General features: G+C 40.0%; 11 protein-coding genes. 9 read left to right on the forward strand and 2 right to left on the reverse strand.

All coding sequences use genetic code 11. From position 1 onward, the window contains the following. The first annotated feature begins 178 nt into the window (after positions 1-178). The 3 genes from AAA970_RS15460 to AAA970_RS15470 all read left to right on the forward strand — a co-directional run bounded on the left by AAA970_RS15460 (position 179) and on the right by AAA970_RS15470 (position 1978). The gene (locus AAA970_RS15460) at positions 179-505 is read left to right on the forward strand and encodes a hypothetical protein (RefSeq protein ID WP_338237800.1); all 327 of its coding nucleotides are present in this window, start codon (positions 179-181) and stop codon (positions 503-505) included. Positions 506-1399: 894 nt separating this feature from the next. After that, a complete protein-coding gene (locus AAA970_RS15465) occupies positions 1400-1660 on the forward strand; it encodes a HigA family addiction module antitoxin (protein WP_338237801.1) in 261 nt (86 codons plus the stop codon). Between the two features lie 174 nt (positions 1661-1834). After that, positions 1835-1978, forward strand: coding sequence for a hypothetical protein (locus tag AAA970_RS15470; protein ID WP_338237802.1), 144 nt, complete (start codon positions 1835-1837; stop codon positions 1976-1978). A gap of 285 nt (positions 1979-2263) precedes the next feature. Here AAA970_RS15470 and AAA970_RS15475 read toward each other — a convergent pair whose 3' ends face one another. Further along, on the reverse strand, positions 2264-4675 hold the full coding sequence (locus AAA970_RS15475; protein ID WP_338237803.1) for a TonB-dependent receptor: 2412 nt from the start codon (positions 4673-4675) through the stop codon (positions 2264-2266). 868 nt (positions 4676-5543) lie between these two features. On the opposite strand from AAA970_RS15475, the gene AAA970_RS15480 reads away from it, so the two are divergent. From AAA970_RS15480 to AAA970_RS15490, 3 genes are all read left to right on the forward strand, one after another. Further along, complete coding sequence (locus tag AAA970_RS15480) at positions 5544-7295, forward strand: DUF6515 family protein (protein WP_338237804.1); 1752 nt, start codon at positions 5544-5546, stop codon at positions 7293-7295. 476 nt (positions 7296-7771) lie between these two features. Further along, positions 7772-9139: a sensor histidine kinase gene (locus AAA970_RS15485; RefSeq protein WP_338237805.1), complete on the forward strand. Its 1368-nt coding sequence runs from the start codon at positions 7772-7774 to the stop codon at positions 9137-9139. Then, the gene (locus tag AAA970_RS15490; RefSeq protein WP_338237806.1) at positions 9136-9828 is read left to right on the forward strand and encodes a response regulator transcription factor; all 693 of its coding nucleotides are present in this window, start codon (positions 9136-9138) and stop codon (positions 9826-9828) included. The genes AAA970_RS15485 and AAA970_RS15490 overlap by 4 nt, the downstream gene beginning before the upstream one ends. A 240-nt stretch (positions 9829-10068) precedes the next feature. Here AAA970_RS15490 and AAA970_RS15495 read toward each other — a convergent pair whose 3' ends face one another. Further along, positions 10069-10341 (reverse strand): hypothetical protein, encoded by a 273-nt coding sequence (locus AAA970_RS15495; protein ID WP_060688066.1) that lies wholly within the window; start codon positions 10339-10341, stop codon positions 10069-10071. Between the two features lie 233 nt (positions 10342-10574). On the opposite strand from AAA970_RS15495, the gene AAA970_RS15500 reads away from it, so the two are divergent. The 3 genes from AAA970_RS15500 to AAA970_RS15510 all read left to right on the forward strand — a co-directional run bounded on the left by AAA970_RS15500 (position 10575) and on the right by AAA970_RS15510 (position 16223). Beyond that, positions 10575-11105 carry a DUF1697 domain-containing protein gene (locus tag AAA970_RS15500; RefSeq protein ID WP_338237807.1) on the forward strand — a complete coding sequence of 177 codons (531 nt, stop codon included), beginning with the start codon at positions 10575-10577 and terminating at the stop codon, positions 11103-11105. Between the two features lie 1186 nt (positions 11106-12291). Continuing rightward, on the forward strand, positions 12292-13749 hold the full coding sequence (locus tag AAA970_RS15505; RefSeq protein WP_338237808.1) for a T9SS type A sorting domain-containing protein: 1458 nt from the start codon (positions 12292-12294) through the stop codon (positions 13747-13749). 1208 nt (positions 13750-14957) lie between these two features. Continuing rightward, the gene (locus tag AAA970_RS15510) at positions 14958-16223 is read left to right on the forward strand and encodes a glycoside hydrolase family 117 protein (protein WP_338237809.1); all 1266 of its coding nucleotides are present in this window, start codon (positions 14958-14960) and stop codon (positions 16221-16223) included. Positions 16224-16239 lie beyond the last annotated feature (16 nt).

Consider the following 16239-nt stretch of genomic DNA (forward strand, 5'->3'; position numbering starts at 1 on the left):
GGAATTTGGAAGAAATGGCTTGTGTTGGTGATTTTTATCAAAAAGAGGTGTTTGTGTTAAAAATATCCTAAGGATATATCTACTTTCGTAAATATTTCGTATCATTGAAAGATGACGCAAATCATAATTTGATATGATTACCATCAAATAAAAGTTTTAATTTGAATAATGCAATGTCATGCTTTTAATGAATTTGTCTAATTATGGAGATATCGTGAATCATTTTGAAAAATCCGGTAAAGATTTGACTACGGATTTTCTAGAGATGATGAAGCGAAAGCCAAATTATGTAGAGCAATGGTGGGCCTCTCCGGATTTAACCTATACCGGACAGTCGGTGGTTTATATTGGAGACAGTATTCCAACAGGAGAAAGAGGTTATATTATCGGGCATTCAAATTGGTTTGAAGAGCGAATGTTTTTCGTCGGGTTTCCAGATTTAGATCATGGGAGACCGATCGTTCTTTTTGAGACGATTGAAAATTTTGGATTTTTAAATAAATAAAAGCGGAAGTGATTCCGCTTTTTTTATACTCCTCCTTTTATTGGGAGGATTCATGCTGAAATCCACCTCTGTTTTCATTCAGTGAAATGAAGGAATCAATCGCCATTCCGAAATTTTCAAAGAGGCGATCAGGAATCTGAAAGGGAGCCGGCTTCTTCTGGCACTTTCCTAATTGACTGATCAATCAAAAGTTTAGGATACCTCTATAGTGTGAGAAGAATTTATGGTGATACCTTCCCTATGGAAAGAAGACAAGCTCGTAAGGGTATTCGTTTTGGTGGTTACGGTAGGGTATAAATGTAACTGCGGCAGCCTTAAGTCGGATTATTCTCCGCTAGATTCAGCTAGGTATGCTATTTGACGTTATTTCAGTTTGTGAAAATTGTTTTGCCGATATTCAGTTAGCCAAATTTGGCTAGGCTTGCTTTCTTCTCCTTCATTGGAAAAACTCGAAATAGAAAACTATTCCTTCATTTTTTCCGCCTTTCAGCTTAACGAGGATATAAGTAGGAGTACTCCGACTTAAATCAAATAATGAATGGATTAAATAAATTCACTTAAAGATTTTAAATTCAGTAGAATGGGAATGTTTCAGGCTATTTTTGTATAGTTCAAATTCAAGTGTTTTATTTTCTTCTTATTCCTCTGTTGTGTTTGGATAACCTGAATTCGCACATTTCCTCATCCTTTTCTCATTTTGCTGCTACACCAGGCTAGAAACATAAATAATTTGGTTTGAAGCCTGGCATATTTCCTTACCTTAATGGTGTTTTTATTAAACCATAAACCAAATGTTCAATAAGGTTAACAAATAGATGATCCTTTAATAAGCAGGATTCTCCCTAACTTTTCTTAGTTTGAAGAGTATGATACAATATACCTAACTCATTTGATATGACTAATCAAAAACCTATACACCCAGGCGCCATTCTTGAAGAGGAGTTTTTGTTTGCCAAAGGAATTTCCGTGCATATGCTGGCACAGGCAACGACTATTTCCAGATCTAATATTATTAAGCTGATTAATGGAAGTAAAGCCATGAATCAGGAGATTGCGGGAAAGTTAGCTTTGTATTTTAATACCACTTCCGACTATTGGATGGATTTGCAAAAAAGTTATGAAGCATTTCCTGAAATTGAATTGCCAGAAGCTTAAATCAAACATTGTTTGTTGTGATACATCTTTACCGGAATATTCCGGTATTTTTTTGCGCAGAAATCGGATTATTTCTAGCCCAAATTGGTTTTTGTTAGCGCGATTAGGTAGTTTCTAATGTGATGAATCATATTTTTTTATAACTTTCTCACATCATCTAAAATCACTAAAAGAATGAAAAATTTACTGTTGTTAATTTTATTAATTGGAAGTTTTTATTTTTTAGCTCAATATGGAGAGCGTATGAAGGAAGACTCAGAGAAAGAATACCAAGTTTTGGAAATTGTTGATGAAAATACGGCTAAGGGAGTTCATTAGGACTCCCTTTTTATACCCTCAAAGCGTTTAAATTGGTGCTTGAAATCATATTTTCCCGGACAAATTTTAATTATTCTGAAAGAATAATAAGTTCAGCAATCCTCTAAATAGTAATATTTATGAAAATTATAGCGCTTTAGCACCTGTGTTTTAATCCAATCGAATCAGCAAACTGAGCGAGAATAGATTATGGTGAATGATACAGGACTATTTCATTGAAGTTATTTTTAGGCGTTATTTTAATAAGGAAATTTGTTTTATGAATTTTCGATTTTAAACTTCCATTTAAAAATCCATATCCATTCCTCCTCCTTCGCCACCTCTGCCTTTTTTCACCTTATAATTATTGATGCTGTAGGTAATGGTTCCTTCTATAAACATGCGGGCATCGATGCGCATTTCATTGTAAAAATTCTCACCGAAGGATATTTGTTCCCGGGCAAAGGTTTTAAAGATATTTCTACCGGAAATAGTAGCAGATAACTGATTCTTAATGATTTCCTGTTTGATGGCCGCATTCGCAGTAAAGGTGGCTGCAATCTCTCCCTGCGCGGAAATGGTCGGCGCATTGTATTGCATTCCGAATTGTAATTTAGTGGTTTTGCCCAGCATGAAATCATTATTTAATCTTGCTGAACCTGTTACGTTAGATCGATTAAAGGTTTGCCCTTCAAAAGTCCCTTCCAAGCGGAATGTCCCGGCATTACCTGAAACATTAATATTCCACCAGGGAAACAGCGGACCTGTTATCATCATTTCCAAACCTGCCGTATATTCCTCTCCTACATTTTCCGGATTTCTCAACATGATGTCTTCCTGCCATACAGATTGTACCCATTGAATTCTGTTTTCGGTGATTCGGTAATATCCCTCCGCACTAAAAGAAAAATCTCCGAAGTTGTTTTGATAGCCCACCTCCATAGAGTGGATGTATTCCGGTAACAGATCCGGATTACCTGAACGGACATTATAGGCATCCTGAAAAGTTAGGAAAGGCTCCAGATAATAGGAACGTGGTCGGTTAATTCTTTTAGAATAACTGATCATGAATTGTTGTTGATCCGGCAATTGATAAGAAAAGTGCGCAGAAGGGAAGAAGTCAAATCGGTTTATGTGGAAGTTTTCTTCAGTGTCCACAATCGTCACCGTTCTATCTGTAAATTCTCCACGGAGCCCTAGCTGATAACCCAGTTTATTAAATTTCCCCCCGATCATGGTATATAGCCCATGAATGGTTCGTGCATATTCATTTTCGTAGCTAAAGTCATCCGAAATTTGCCAATTTTCTTCCGGTTCCTCCTGAAAGAAGATGGTATTACTACCGGCGGTATTTTCAAATCTGCCCTGATAGCCACTTTCCAGTTTGTGATCGGCGCCTATCGGTAAGGTATGGTCAATTTTTGCACGGAATTCCTGGCCCTGTTTTTCTTCTGTAGAATTTTGAGCGGGTCGTTCGTATTCATTCAAGTCGTTTACATTAAAGAATTTATCGAATTGATCCATATCTGAACCCCTGAACATCCCGCTAAAGTCTAATTTATGACCATTTTCGTCAAAGGTGTGGGTGTAAGTAAGATCTGCGCTCAGGTATCTCCAGGCGATATTACCCTCCTGCGTGCTGGAGGACATGATATTACTAATTTCATTCCCGTTGATAGTCGTTATGCTGTTGATGGATTGGTCCGCTTCATTACCCATTCCCCACTGCCCGGCATTGACCATTAAAGAAATCATATCTTTTTTACCCGGCATATAGTCGAAGCCCATTTTTATGGAGTAAGGATCAAACCATCGCTGGGCATCTCCATTTTGCCTCACTACATAGGTAGTATCTCCAAAATAGCTTTCATTATAGCTGCTTCTTTCTCCTGCCCGAACCCGCTTGTTATAATCTCCGCCTAAATACAGATTCCACTTATTCAATTTATAGGTTAATAAACCATCGGCGCCCATTCGTCCCCAGTTCCCTCCATGAATATTTGCTACACCGGAAAGTCCGGAAACTTTTTTCTTGGTAATAATATTGATGATACCGGCCGTGCCGTCCGGGTCGTACTTAGCAGAAGGATTGGTAATGACTTCAATTTTGTCAATAGTTGAGGCTGGTAATTGTTGCAGGGCTTCGGATCCTGTGAATACCGAGGGCCTTCCATCAATAAATACGGTGAAATCCGAGCTTCCTCTCAGACTCACGTTCCCTTCCGCATCTACGTTTACAGCTGGCAAATTTTCCAATACTTCTACCGCAGTACCTGCTAATGCAGTCGAGATAGAAGATACGTTAAGAACCTTTTTGTCTAGATTGTAATTTACAGAGGTTCTTTGCGCTTCAACTACCACGCCTTCCATCACTTTCGATGCTGGGCTTACCGTGATCGTGCCGATGTTAATATTGGACTTATTAAGTTCAAAAGTCTTGGTTTTCTGGGTTTCATAGCCCAGGAATTTTACTTCCAGAAAGTAAGTTCCGGCAGGAAGGTTTTTGATAATGAATTTGCCATTGGCATCTGAGATGCTTCCATTGACCATTTCCTGATTATTGGCGTTATAAGCCAAAACGGAAGCAAATTCCAGGGCGGCCTGGCTTTCGTCATCCAGTAGTGAGCCTTTTATGTTCCACCCATTTTGGGCCATCACATCATGAAGGGAGCAAATAAAGAAAATGAAAATGTATATAGTTTGGCGCAGGGGCATCATAAGTAGGGCTTAGCTTTATCGTAATAACTGTTGGGCAATTGATATGGTCTGAGCGAATGGATAAAAATCGTTGATTTGTCCAATGGGTGCCTATCCGTTGGAATAGGGTGAGTAGTCGGATTGTTTTTTAAGTCGGGTATTTTAGCGCATGGTTAAAAGCACCGCATCCGGCTGCAAATTCGAATTATTGGAAGGGATTTTGGATAATTTCTTAATAACACCGATGCTATTCTCCCAAAACAATCGGGTATCGCCTCTGTAATAATCAAATTTTCTCTGGAAATTTTGGCTTTTAAATATGCTCTTATCGTTTGGTGATTAATGGTTGATTTATGGTTTTTTAATATGAATCTACTTCTAATGCAATTATCGTCCTTTCAATACTTAAATGCTCCTTCTGAAAAGTTAAAAATGTGAAGAAAAAGTTAATTCCTTCTGACCAGGGAACCTCCTACACTGCGTGGTGAAGCATTCGTACGGATGTTTAATGCTTAAATTCTGGTTTGGCTGCTGGGTGGGGAAAATGAAGGGATAGATTCCTATTTCCATTTTTTTCCAACAAAGCAGTGGAGGGTGAAGAAAGCCAACTTACCCCAATTGGGGCGATGTAAAAATCAGCAAAATGAATCAAATGGAGTTAATAATGAGCTCCCTAGTGTTCGCCATGGAATCTGGCGGTACCTCATTAGGGTTAGATTTTGAAGGCAAATACTTTTTATAGATGATGGGTCTTAGCTTTCTTGCGGCTAATCAGAATAGGGTATTTTTTTAATAAAACCCTAATTTGGATGATGTCAATATTGTACATAATGGTATAAATTTTGAATAGATAGAAAGGCCTACTGCTCCCTACATTAAACCAAGGTATATGAAGCAGTTATCTAAAATATTTATTCTACTGACCCTCAGTTTGTTGGTGATTGGCGTGGAAAGTGCGCTGGCTCAACAACGCGGGGGAAGGTCGGGAAGCGCAGGTTCCTCCGGTAGTGCCCGTCCTGCAGCCAGTCCGGCTCGCCCCAGTTCGGGAGGTGGAGGGGCACGCCCTGCAGTAAGTCAGCCGTCAAGGGCTACCTCGAGACCGGCTCAGCCTAAAAGCAGGCCAAGTAATAACAGCCGACCAGCGCAGCAGCGGCCTTCCGGTGCGACAGCTCGCCCAAGTAAGCCATCTACTACTCAGCAAAAGAGTGCAAGACCGTCCTCAAACAAGTCCAATCGATCTTCTAATACAAAGCGGCCTACTCGGGAGGTGAGCAAGCCTGCACCCCCAGCCACTACAAAGCCGGCAGTAAAGCCTTCGCAGCCAGCGGTAGGTCAGCCTGTGCAAAAGCCACAGCAGCAGCCCGCTACCCGGCCAGCAGTGCAACAACCGGCGCAAAAGCCGGTAGATCGCCCGTCGGTGGGACAACCTTCCCAGCCTTCTATAGGCCAACCAATTGAAGGAAAACCTGAGCAGCCTGTGGTAGGAAAGCCGGTTCAGCCCGGCCAACCAGTGGAGAAGCCCGTTCAATTGCCGGAAAATGGCAGACCAAAACCTCCGGGGATTGAACACCCGATCGAACCAGGCAGGCCCATTGATCCGGGAGAGCCGGGCGTGCCGGGAAAACCTGGCAAGCCTACCAAACCGGATAAGCCCAGACCTCCGATTTGTTATCCGCCGCGCCCGAATTACCCTTATTATCGTCCGCATTATCGTTGGCATATGCATTATTATGGGGGGGCATATTGGGGTCCTCATTGGTATCCGGTGGGTTATGTGACTTATACCATGCCCGCCAATGCGGTATTAATTCGGAATGGCCATACCAGTATCTTTTATGTGGACGGCATTTTCTTTGAAGATGTCAATGGGCAATATCATGTGATATATCCACCAAAAGGGACCATGGTACCACATTTACCTCAACAGGCGGAATATTTCCTTTTCCGATCCAGCGATTACTACTACTATGCAGGCGTGTTTTTCATGCAAATGGGGGACAGCTTTATGGTCGTGTACCCACCGGATGGGATAATGATTTCCCATTTGCCCGAAGGTACACAGGAAGTTCAATTTCCTTCCGGTCCTTTGTATGAGTACCAGGGCTTCTTTTATAAACCGGTAGATATGGAGGGAATGGTCTATTTCCAACACATTGAACAACCTTCAGAACAAAGGGGCACTTCTCCTTCGGATTTGATGCCACTGTCTAATAGTGTTCCGACCCCTGCCGCACCGGTGAACCCTTCTCCCTCTTTAGCAGAGAAGGGCCAACAGCCCAACAGTTCCACTGCGGTAAAAAAGGCAGGGGAAGAGATGTTGGATTTGCCTCCGGTAGGTGCTGTTCCGATGGCCGAAATGGACGGCCTGATTACTTATGTGGAACAGGAAAGTGGTCAAATCTGGATACCGGTGGAGGTGGAAGGAGTGACCAAATATAAAAAGCAAGAGAGCGTACAAGCGCCATTGGAGGGCGGAAATCCTACGTCAACCATTAGAAATGGGATGCTGGTAGACGAATTGCCAGCCGGAGCAGAAAAATTGCCATTGGATGGTAAATTGTATTATAAAAAGGATGGGGTTTTATATGAACCGGTTTCTGAAGCCGGAACACGGAAATACAAAGTCCATCTGATAAAATAAAAAACATCGCCCGAATTATTCATGCTCTTAACCCTTGGTTTGGCTGCCGGGCGGGAAAAAGGAAGGAATCGTTTCCTGTTTCACCTTTTTTCCAAGGAAGTAGAGCAATGAGGAGATAGCAATCTTACCAAATTTTGGCAATTGAAAAGATCAACAATACCAACTGGAATACTTTGATGGTTAGTTGATTTAGGCGGTTTGATGAATTTGATGCTCAATTATTCGGGAATAAAATAGATAAGAAAGGGGTGTCAGTGGCACTCCTTTTTTTGTTTAAAAGGGATAGTTTGATTGAAGATGAAAGCCGGATTTCGAGCGGAAAATGCTCCTAGGGAAGGAGGTAGGTCGAATTGTTCTGGGAAAATGGCAACATGTTATGCTTTCGAAAACGCGCTAAGCAAATCTTAAGCAAAGGTTAAATATTTAATTTTTCAGGAAAAAGCCTTTAAATTGTCTTTTAGGCAGAGCAATGGTCTATGAGACAAAATAAAAAACAGATATATTTTATTATCAGCTTAGTGGTAATGGCCATTGGGGGGCTTTTCTATATTCAGGCCCATTGGTTACGGGATTATTATGCCACGGAGGAAAGTAAGTTCCGACATAGAATCCATAAAGACATTGATCAAATTGAAAATGCTGTCCGGCATAATCCCAAAATGACCACCATTGTTCCGCAGTGGTTGATGCATTTGGATCGCGCTGACAGTTTTCCAATGGATCCTAATCTGGCGCAAAAAGCATCGGATTTTGTTTGCCGTACGCTGAATGAATCCATGCTGAAAGATGAAATTTCCGAACCATATGACTGGGCAGTACTGAAAATAGTGGAGGATAAGAGCAGCATGAAGTTGATTTATTCTACTCAGGAGGCAGCAGTATCGGAGGCCGATGTTAAATCCTACCATCAGTTTACAGATTATTTTTACCTGCCCGAAAATCAGGGTTTTCACGAGTTTATTTCCAGTAACCGATCAGTCGGAGGTTATAAGTTTGCGATAAAATTTAAAGATAATAGTTATTACCAAAAGCATATTGGCAGCACGGTGCAATCTTATATCTGGTTGTCCTTATTATTCATGTTGGTGGTTTTGGGTTGTTTTATTTATACTTTATTGATCATCAATCGGCAGGCCGCTTTGGATGCCATGAAGAATAATTTTATTAATAATCTGACCCATGAATTAAAGACGCCTATTTTCTCTATTTCTCTGGTGACTAAGGTTTTTAGAAAAAGTCTTAGGGAGCAGGATTATCAAAAACTCCCCAAATACCTTGATATTATTGAAAAGGAAAATGCGCATTTGAAAGACCATGTGGAAAAAGTATTGCAAATTGCCCAAATGGGAAATCGGAAGCAGATGGAACTGGAAATGAAATCCTTTGATTTGGTGGCATTAACCCGGGAAACTTTACAACCTTTTGAACTTATTGCTTCCGAAAAATCCGGCCATGTCAGCCTGTCTTATCCAAAAGCGCCACAGCCCATGGTTGGGGACCCTACGCATGTGAAGAATATTATTCATAATTTGGTGGATAATGCCATAAAATACTCCAAGGATATTCCGGAAGTGAAGGTAAATCTTTCCTCTGAAGGGGATACTGAAGTTATTGAAGTAGTTGACAGTGGGGTCGGGATGACCGCCGGGCAGAAGAAAACAGCATTTGATATGTTTTATCGGGTACCGACTGGAGATGTTCACAAAGTGAAAGGTTTTGGCCTGGGCTTAAGCTATGTGAAATTGGCAGTTCAGGCACATCAGGGAGAAGTGGATTTAAGTAGTAAATTGGGAGGGGGAACTAAGGTGAGAGTAAGCTTTCCAAAAAACACCGCAGAAGGATGATAAAGATATTACTGGCAGAAGATAATGATTCATTGGGATATATCCTGAAAGAATATCTGGAGCTGAATGACTATGAGGTGGTCTGGACCAAGGACGGAGGACAGGCCTGGGATGCGTATTGCGCTGCCGCAAATTTTGATTTATGTCTGTTGGATGTAATGATGCCGGTGATGGACGGTTTCGAGTTGGGCAAGAAAATCCGTTCGGTGAATGAATATGTGCCGCTTATGTTTTTGACAGCAAAGTCATTAAAGATTGATAAGCTTAAAGGGTATAAATTGGGAGCCGATGATTATATCGTTAAACCGATTGATGAGGATGAGCTTTTGGCCCGTATTCGCGCGCTACTGAGAAGGGCTGCACTTAATAAAGAGGCCGCTACGACCCCTGCCGGTTTATTGCTTATTGGGTCCTTTCAGTTTGATCCGGAAAAAAGGATGCTGACAAATGGAGAGGAGGAACATCACCTGACGGGAAAGGAAACGGAGATTTTAAAAATGCTCATTCACCGTAAGAACAAATTATTGAGCCGCGATGATGCGTTGAAAACCATCTGGCAGGAAAATGATTATTTTGCCCGACGATCTATGGATGTTCATATTTCAAAACTTCGCAAATACCTTTCTTCTGACAGCGCCTTATCCATTAATAATGTGCATGGAAAAGGCTTTGTTTTAGAGGAAAAATAAAGCCCTAAATAGGGTGGTAGCTTAGCCCGAAATATTCACCGCTAAATTCATTGGCTAATCGCAAGTAGTTTATTTTCAGCTTATTAAAATTCATTTTCTTTGATTTATAATAGTCCAAATTTGGGCAAGCTTGCTTTCTCCTCTTTCATCTGTTTCGTTGGAAAAAACTTGAAATAGGAAAAATTCCTTCATTTTTTCCGCCTAACAGCTCAACGAGGATTTAAGGATGAATATTCCGGCTTAGTATAGCCCATTTTCATATTGGTAAATGGCTTGCTTTAATAAGGCTATCCCTTCTTCCATATTTTTTATCCAGTCTGGAAATTGAAGGGCGGAGCTTTGTCTTCTGCCTTCCGGTAATCGCTCCGCATTTTTCGAATCGGCATAAATTTCCAGCATGGCTTCTAGTTTTCTAACTTCTGCTATGGCCTGCATATAGAATTGATAGCGGTAAGGCGTTCTGCTTTGCATTGCCTGAGCTATTCGATAAGCTTTGGTTTTCTCTATGGACATTTCTAAAAATTAATACAATTATTTTACGACGCATTTGTCGCCTATGTTTTGTCGTTTAATAAAAAATTATAGGTTTTTCTCTTTGTGGCGCTTAGGCTTTCGCAGCTCGGGAATTGGAAGCGCTTTGGCTGATTGATTGTAGAGGTCAGTTTATTAACCTGTTTATCAATATATTATCGCTTATAAATATAGCTTAAAAACAAATGCTTATTAGATTTTTCTTATATTTAAATATGGAAAAGTCTTATATTGCTATTCTTAGGGGGATTAATGTTAGTGGTAAAAATATTATCCCTATGGCTGAGCTCCGTCGATTACTGGCTAAACTGGGGCTGAAGAACTGTGCCACCTATATCCAATCCGGGAATGTATTGTTTGATTCCACCCTGGACGCCAAAACATTGGAAAGCCTGATCGCTCGGGAAATTGCAAAGGTCTTTGGATATGATGTGCCCTGTCAGGTTTTTGCAAAAGAGGACTGGAAAATGATGGTGCAGGCGAACCCTTACTTAGGGAATGCTGCTTATGAAACCTCCTTTTTTCATTTGACCTTTTTAGCCGATCTACCAGAAGAGCAATTGTTTCAGTCTATAGGAGAATACAACCATGATTTGGATGAATTTAAAAAAATAGGCCGGGTGATATACCTTTATTGCCCCGGAGGCTATGGAAGAACAAAGCTCAATAATAGTTTTTGGGAAAAGAAATTAGGGGTAAGTTGTACCACCAGAAACTGGAAAACGGTTCAGCGTTTAGCGCAATAGAGGCGGAGGGATAAGTGGTCATTTCTTTTTATTAGATTAGGTTTTATTGGTTGAAGTCCTTCCCAGCCCCCTTTTTCATCCTGCTTGGTTCAAACATTTGTTTGATTTTTTAAATTATAATTCTACACACCCAGCATTATTATGGTTTTCCTTAATTGTTTATTTACAGCCGAATTATTCACCCCTGAATTCATTATGCCATTGTAATGCTCTCGATATCAAATAGATTTAACTATTTTTATTTAATGTTTAATCTCTCAAATTTGGTTAAGCTTACTTTCTCCTCATTCATTTGTTTCGTTAGAAAAAACTGCAAATAGGAAAAGTTCCTTCATTTTTTGGGCTCTTAGCCAAATAAGTATTTAAGCATGGATAATTCTCTTTAAGGCTAAAAAAAATCACCTATTATACTCAGTCTGAAATCGGGAGAGCATCCCACTTCAATTCAGGACTTTTTGCCGGAAATATTGCGCCCTGGTTTTATTTCCCAAGGAAATAATTGATAGAAAAGAAACGTTATGTTAGCATAAATACAAATTGAAGTATGTCTAATGTTTTTACTCACGGAGAATTTTTGAAGTTAGCTATGAGGGTGTTTAAAAGCCGAAATTCGCACTGAAATTTATAATCCAGGTGTTGCAGAATTGATACCCGATTATTTTGAGATGATAGCATCGCTTTTGTTGAGAAATTATCTAAAATCAGTTCCCGTAATTCGAATTTGAAGCCGGATGCTGTGTTTTTAAATACACTCTAAAACTTCCGTCTATTTTCAACTTTTGAGATCTCATCGTTCCACTTTTTCGGTGCCAATTGCACTTTTAATAGGAGGGGGTTTATTATTTAGAAAATAAAATTGAAGTAAGTGTTTGCTACAACATCTGCGCTTTTGTTGATCTAAATGGTTGATTTGTATGATTTTATTGATATCGTAAATTATCTCCTTGTGGGGGGTGGTAGGATGGGTGTAATTTTTATATGGTTTATTTGCGCAATTTATCTAGTTTTTGAATATTTATTTTTCCAAAGATTTTAGTAGGAATAGGTATCTTTTCATAGTCATTCATGGGTGCTTTGGTTGAAGATAGGCCAGTACTATTTGCTTATGGATGATGCTATAATCCGGTTTTTTTGGCGTTTTTTTAAATGCCTGTATTTAGTTATTTTTTTAATAAATCATAAAATTATGAGGATACTTACTTTACTCCCAGTGTTTCTGTTTTTTGTTAATATTTTGTACGCACAACCGGAGGCTCCCAACGGGAAAAAGTGGAAAGCGATTCCGGAGTTAACGGATGAGTTTGATGTTTGGGATGACTCCAAATGGAAAAAATCTTTGTGGAATTATGGAGAACCAGTGCAGATGGTCGCTGAGAATTCCGGGGTATGGGAAGGCTACTTATGGATCAGAGCCACGCATGATCCTAATTCCAGCCGCTGGTTTAAAACTTCCCGTATAATGTCCAAGGCGCAGGTGAAGTTTCCCATGTACACGGAATGTAGCATGAAAACGGCCCATATTTCTGCTTTTAGTACTTATTGGTTGAATAATGGAGACAGTTATAATCGGGATGAAATAGATATTTGTGAACATAATTCAAAACCTTCCTGGCCCGGAGATGAAGACAGGGCTTACAGTATGTATTCCCAGTATTTTATTGTAAAGGATAGCATTACGGAAAGAGCGCATATGCCAAGAGTGGATACCCGGAATCTGTCTGCTTCTAATCCTGCAAAAGGCAAAAAATGGAATGAGGCATATCAGACACTGGGTTGTTATTGGAAAGATGCGCATAATGTTATTTTTTATATCAATGGTGAAGAGGTGGGCAGCGTAAAATCCACTAAGCAATTTACCCGTAGCCAGAATATTATATGGGATTTATGGACCAGCGAATTTTCATGGACCGGAGGAATCGCAGATAAAAATGATTTATCCAATAATAATATCAATACCATGTATGTGGATTGGATTCACACTTATGAATTGGTCGATGAGTCTGAAACCGTGGGGAGTAGTACTTTCCGTAATCAGGGTGATTTTAATTATATGAGTACGGCAAATCCGGAAAAAATGGCTTGTAATCAATCTTCTGCGGGTAGTACCGAAAGATTTGAAATTATCAATTTGGGAAATGATCAGGTAGCCCTGAAAGGCGCTAATGGAAAATATGTAAGTTCAGAAAATGGAAATGTGGAGATGCGCTGTAACCGGGAGGCTATCGGAGCCTGGGAAAAGTTCACAATGGTGGATTATGGAAATGATATTTATGCCCTGAAAGGGAGCAATGGGCTGTATGTCCGCAACAATATGTTTTGCACCAGCCCAACAGCAGGGGATTGGCAAAAATTTAAAGTAGTGACCACCGCCTCTAATAATGAAAGACTGTTTGTGGATGAACAGAACGAAGCTGAACATCTCATTTATCCAAATCCGGTGAAAAATGAATTAAATATTAGTTTGGATTCCAGTGTCTCGGATTTTGAACTGTTTATCACAGATTTACAGGGAAGACAGGTTTTTAGGCAGTTTGTTAGTGGACATTATCAAAGCATTCCAGTAAAAATTTTACCTAAGGGAACGCTTATTATTCATATAAAAAGCTCTCAGGGGCACTTAGCAAAACGGGTGTTGATTGAGTAGGAGGGAGAAAATAATCCTGGAGGTTTCTTCTGCTGTGTTAATTTTTCGTTTAGAGCCTGTTTAAAAGTCAAAATTCCCATTGAAAATTTGCTTACTGCAGAAGCGATGCCTGATTATTTTGAGAGAATATCATCGCTATTGTTGAGAAATTATCCATAACCCCTTCCAATAATTCGAATTTGCAATCGGATGGTGTGCCCTTAAACGAGCCCTTAACCCGATTCCTTCACCGCTAGATTTAGCGGATAGATGTAAGTCGCTCTCCAGTAAGGCATTGTGATTTGTTTTTCTTAATTATTGACCGCTCAAATTTGGGCTATCAGAAATTTAGCAGGTTTAATCGGAACAAGTTGATAAAAAGCCATTTGAGATGATTTTTAAAACTAGCGGTGAATAATTCGGGTTGTGAAAAACCCCGTAATAGGTTTGCCCAAAAAGTATTGAGTTGTATTAGTGAATTTGTCGGTGCATCATTCAGGTAAAAAGCGGCATGGTCACTTTTCATCGAGATGCCGGGGAGTTGTGAAATATTATTGCTGGATAAGTTCAGCATGAGTAGGAAGTCGCATTTTTGGTTTTTGGAGCCAAAAGAGGCGAATTATTGTTATCCATTATTATTGGTGATTTTGCGCTGAATTTAATTAATAGGGTACTGAATAAAATTGAATCACCCTTTTTTACCGCTGAAGATCAAGGGGTTGGTTTGTTCTGGTAATTCAGTTTAAATCACTGGCATCTGTGCTTTTTCTAATTAAAGTACATCGATTTTGTTTTGGATGTATTGCGTACCCTTCATCCGGGCAAAAAAATTCAGAGCGAAAGCAAAATCCATTTTTTAATGTTGAAATAATTGCAAGAGACCACCATTGAAAAAAAAGGATTTTTCCCTCATAGTCTTTACGGTCTGACTTAATTTACAAGCGTTATATCAAGCTTTTGGCAAGGGTGTGCTGTTGGTTTCACAAATGGAAGAAAGAGGGATGCATTTCAGTAGAAAGGGAATTATCTCCTATAATGACAGCTTTGTTTTTCATTTAGGGGTGCTGCAACCTTTTTGTAATATCCGAATTCCGGCTTTCGAAACCTGAGTTGATTTTAGCTAGGGGTCTCTTTTCCACCTCCTGAAGCGAATAGGGATTAGCGATCCCTATTTGCAGATCAGTTAATGGCTTGCTGCTGTTTTTTGTAAATTTTTTAGTCAAAATATCATGAAAAATAATTTTGTTTATCTTTTTTTTGCGATTGCTTTATTTTCCTGTATTCAACAGGAAAAGCCTACAGTAACCGCCGGTTTTCCATTTGTTCTGCCTCAGGAAAAGCCGGAGCGTCAATTGAGTGCCGCAATGGAACGTATATACGATGACTATGCGAGCCCTCAGCCTCAAAATAATGAGCTTTTTTCTCAGTTTAAATACACTGAATTGAAAGGCTTTGATTATCATGATCATGATGGTACCATTACCAGACGTGACCCATCCAAAATTATATTACATGATGGAAAATATTACGTTTGGTACACCTATCGTAAAACGCCAACTCCTCCACAGGGTGCCAAACATTGTAATGATACTATTCCTTCCTCTGACTGGGACTTGTCTGAAATCTGGTACGCCACTTCTACCGATGGATTTACCTGGGAAGAGCAGGGGGTGGCTATTCGTCGCCCGGAGAAGCCGGCTGTTGGCTGGAGGTCGGTTACTACTTCTGATATTTTAGAGTGGAAAGGTAAGTATTATTTGTATTATCAGGGCTTTATGGAAGCCAGTGGTAAAAGGGGAGATGATTGCCCGGTAACCGTTTCTTATGCTGACTCTCCGGAGGGTCCATGGACACCTTATAATAAAATTGTAATTGCGAATGGAGCTGAGGGCGAGTGGGATCAATATTCTATTCATGATCCTTATCCATTGGTACATGATGGAAAGATTTACATTTATTATAAATCCGATTTTGGTGAAAAGCCAGATCTTGTGCGAATGCAGGGATTGGCTATTGCCGAAGATCCACTGGGGCCATTTGAAAAGCATCCGCTAAACCCTTTGATCACTTCCGGTCATGAAACCTCTCTGTTCCCCTTTAAAAAAGGGGTGGCTGCTTTGGTGTATAAGGATGGGCCTGAACACAACACCATTCAATATGCCGAAGACTGGGTGAATTTTGAAATTGCCGCTATTACGGAACTAATGCCTTATGCGGCTGCTCCATATGTTCCGGATGCTTTTACAGATACCCGGGATGGTAGAGGAATCAGTTGGGGACTGGCGCATTTTATTAATGTGACGGGGAACTGGAGCAAATTTAGTTCTAAATTGGTCAGATTTGATTGTGATCTTAGTCGGGATATACATGATCCTGAAATGAAGCATCATCGGGTTGTACATAAACCGGAGGTGTACTATCGTCAGGGCTTGAGTAAGCAACAAAAAGACAGAATTGCAAAGGAAAACAAAAGTGTATTGAGCATGGGCTCCTAAGAGGATCCTTTTGTTT

Origin of the sequence: Persicobacter diffluens, assembly GCF_036244895.1 — a bacterium.
In the GTDB taxonomy this organism is placed as follows: Bacteria; Bacteroidota; Bacteroidia; order Cytophagales; family Cyclobacteriaceae; genus Persicobacter; species Persicobacter diffluens.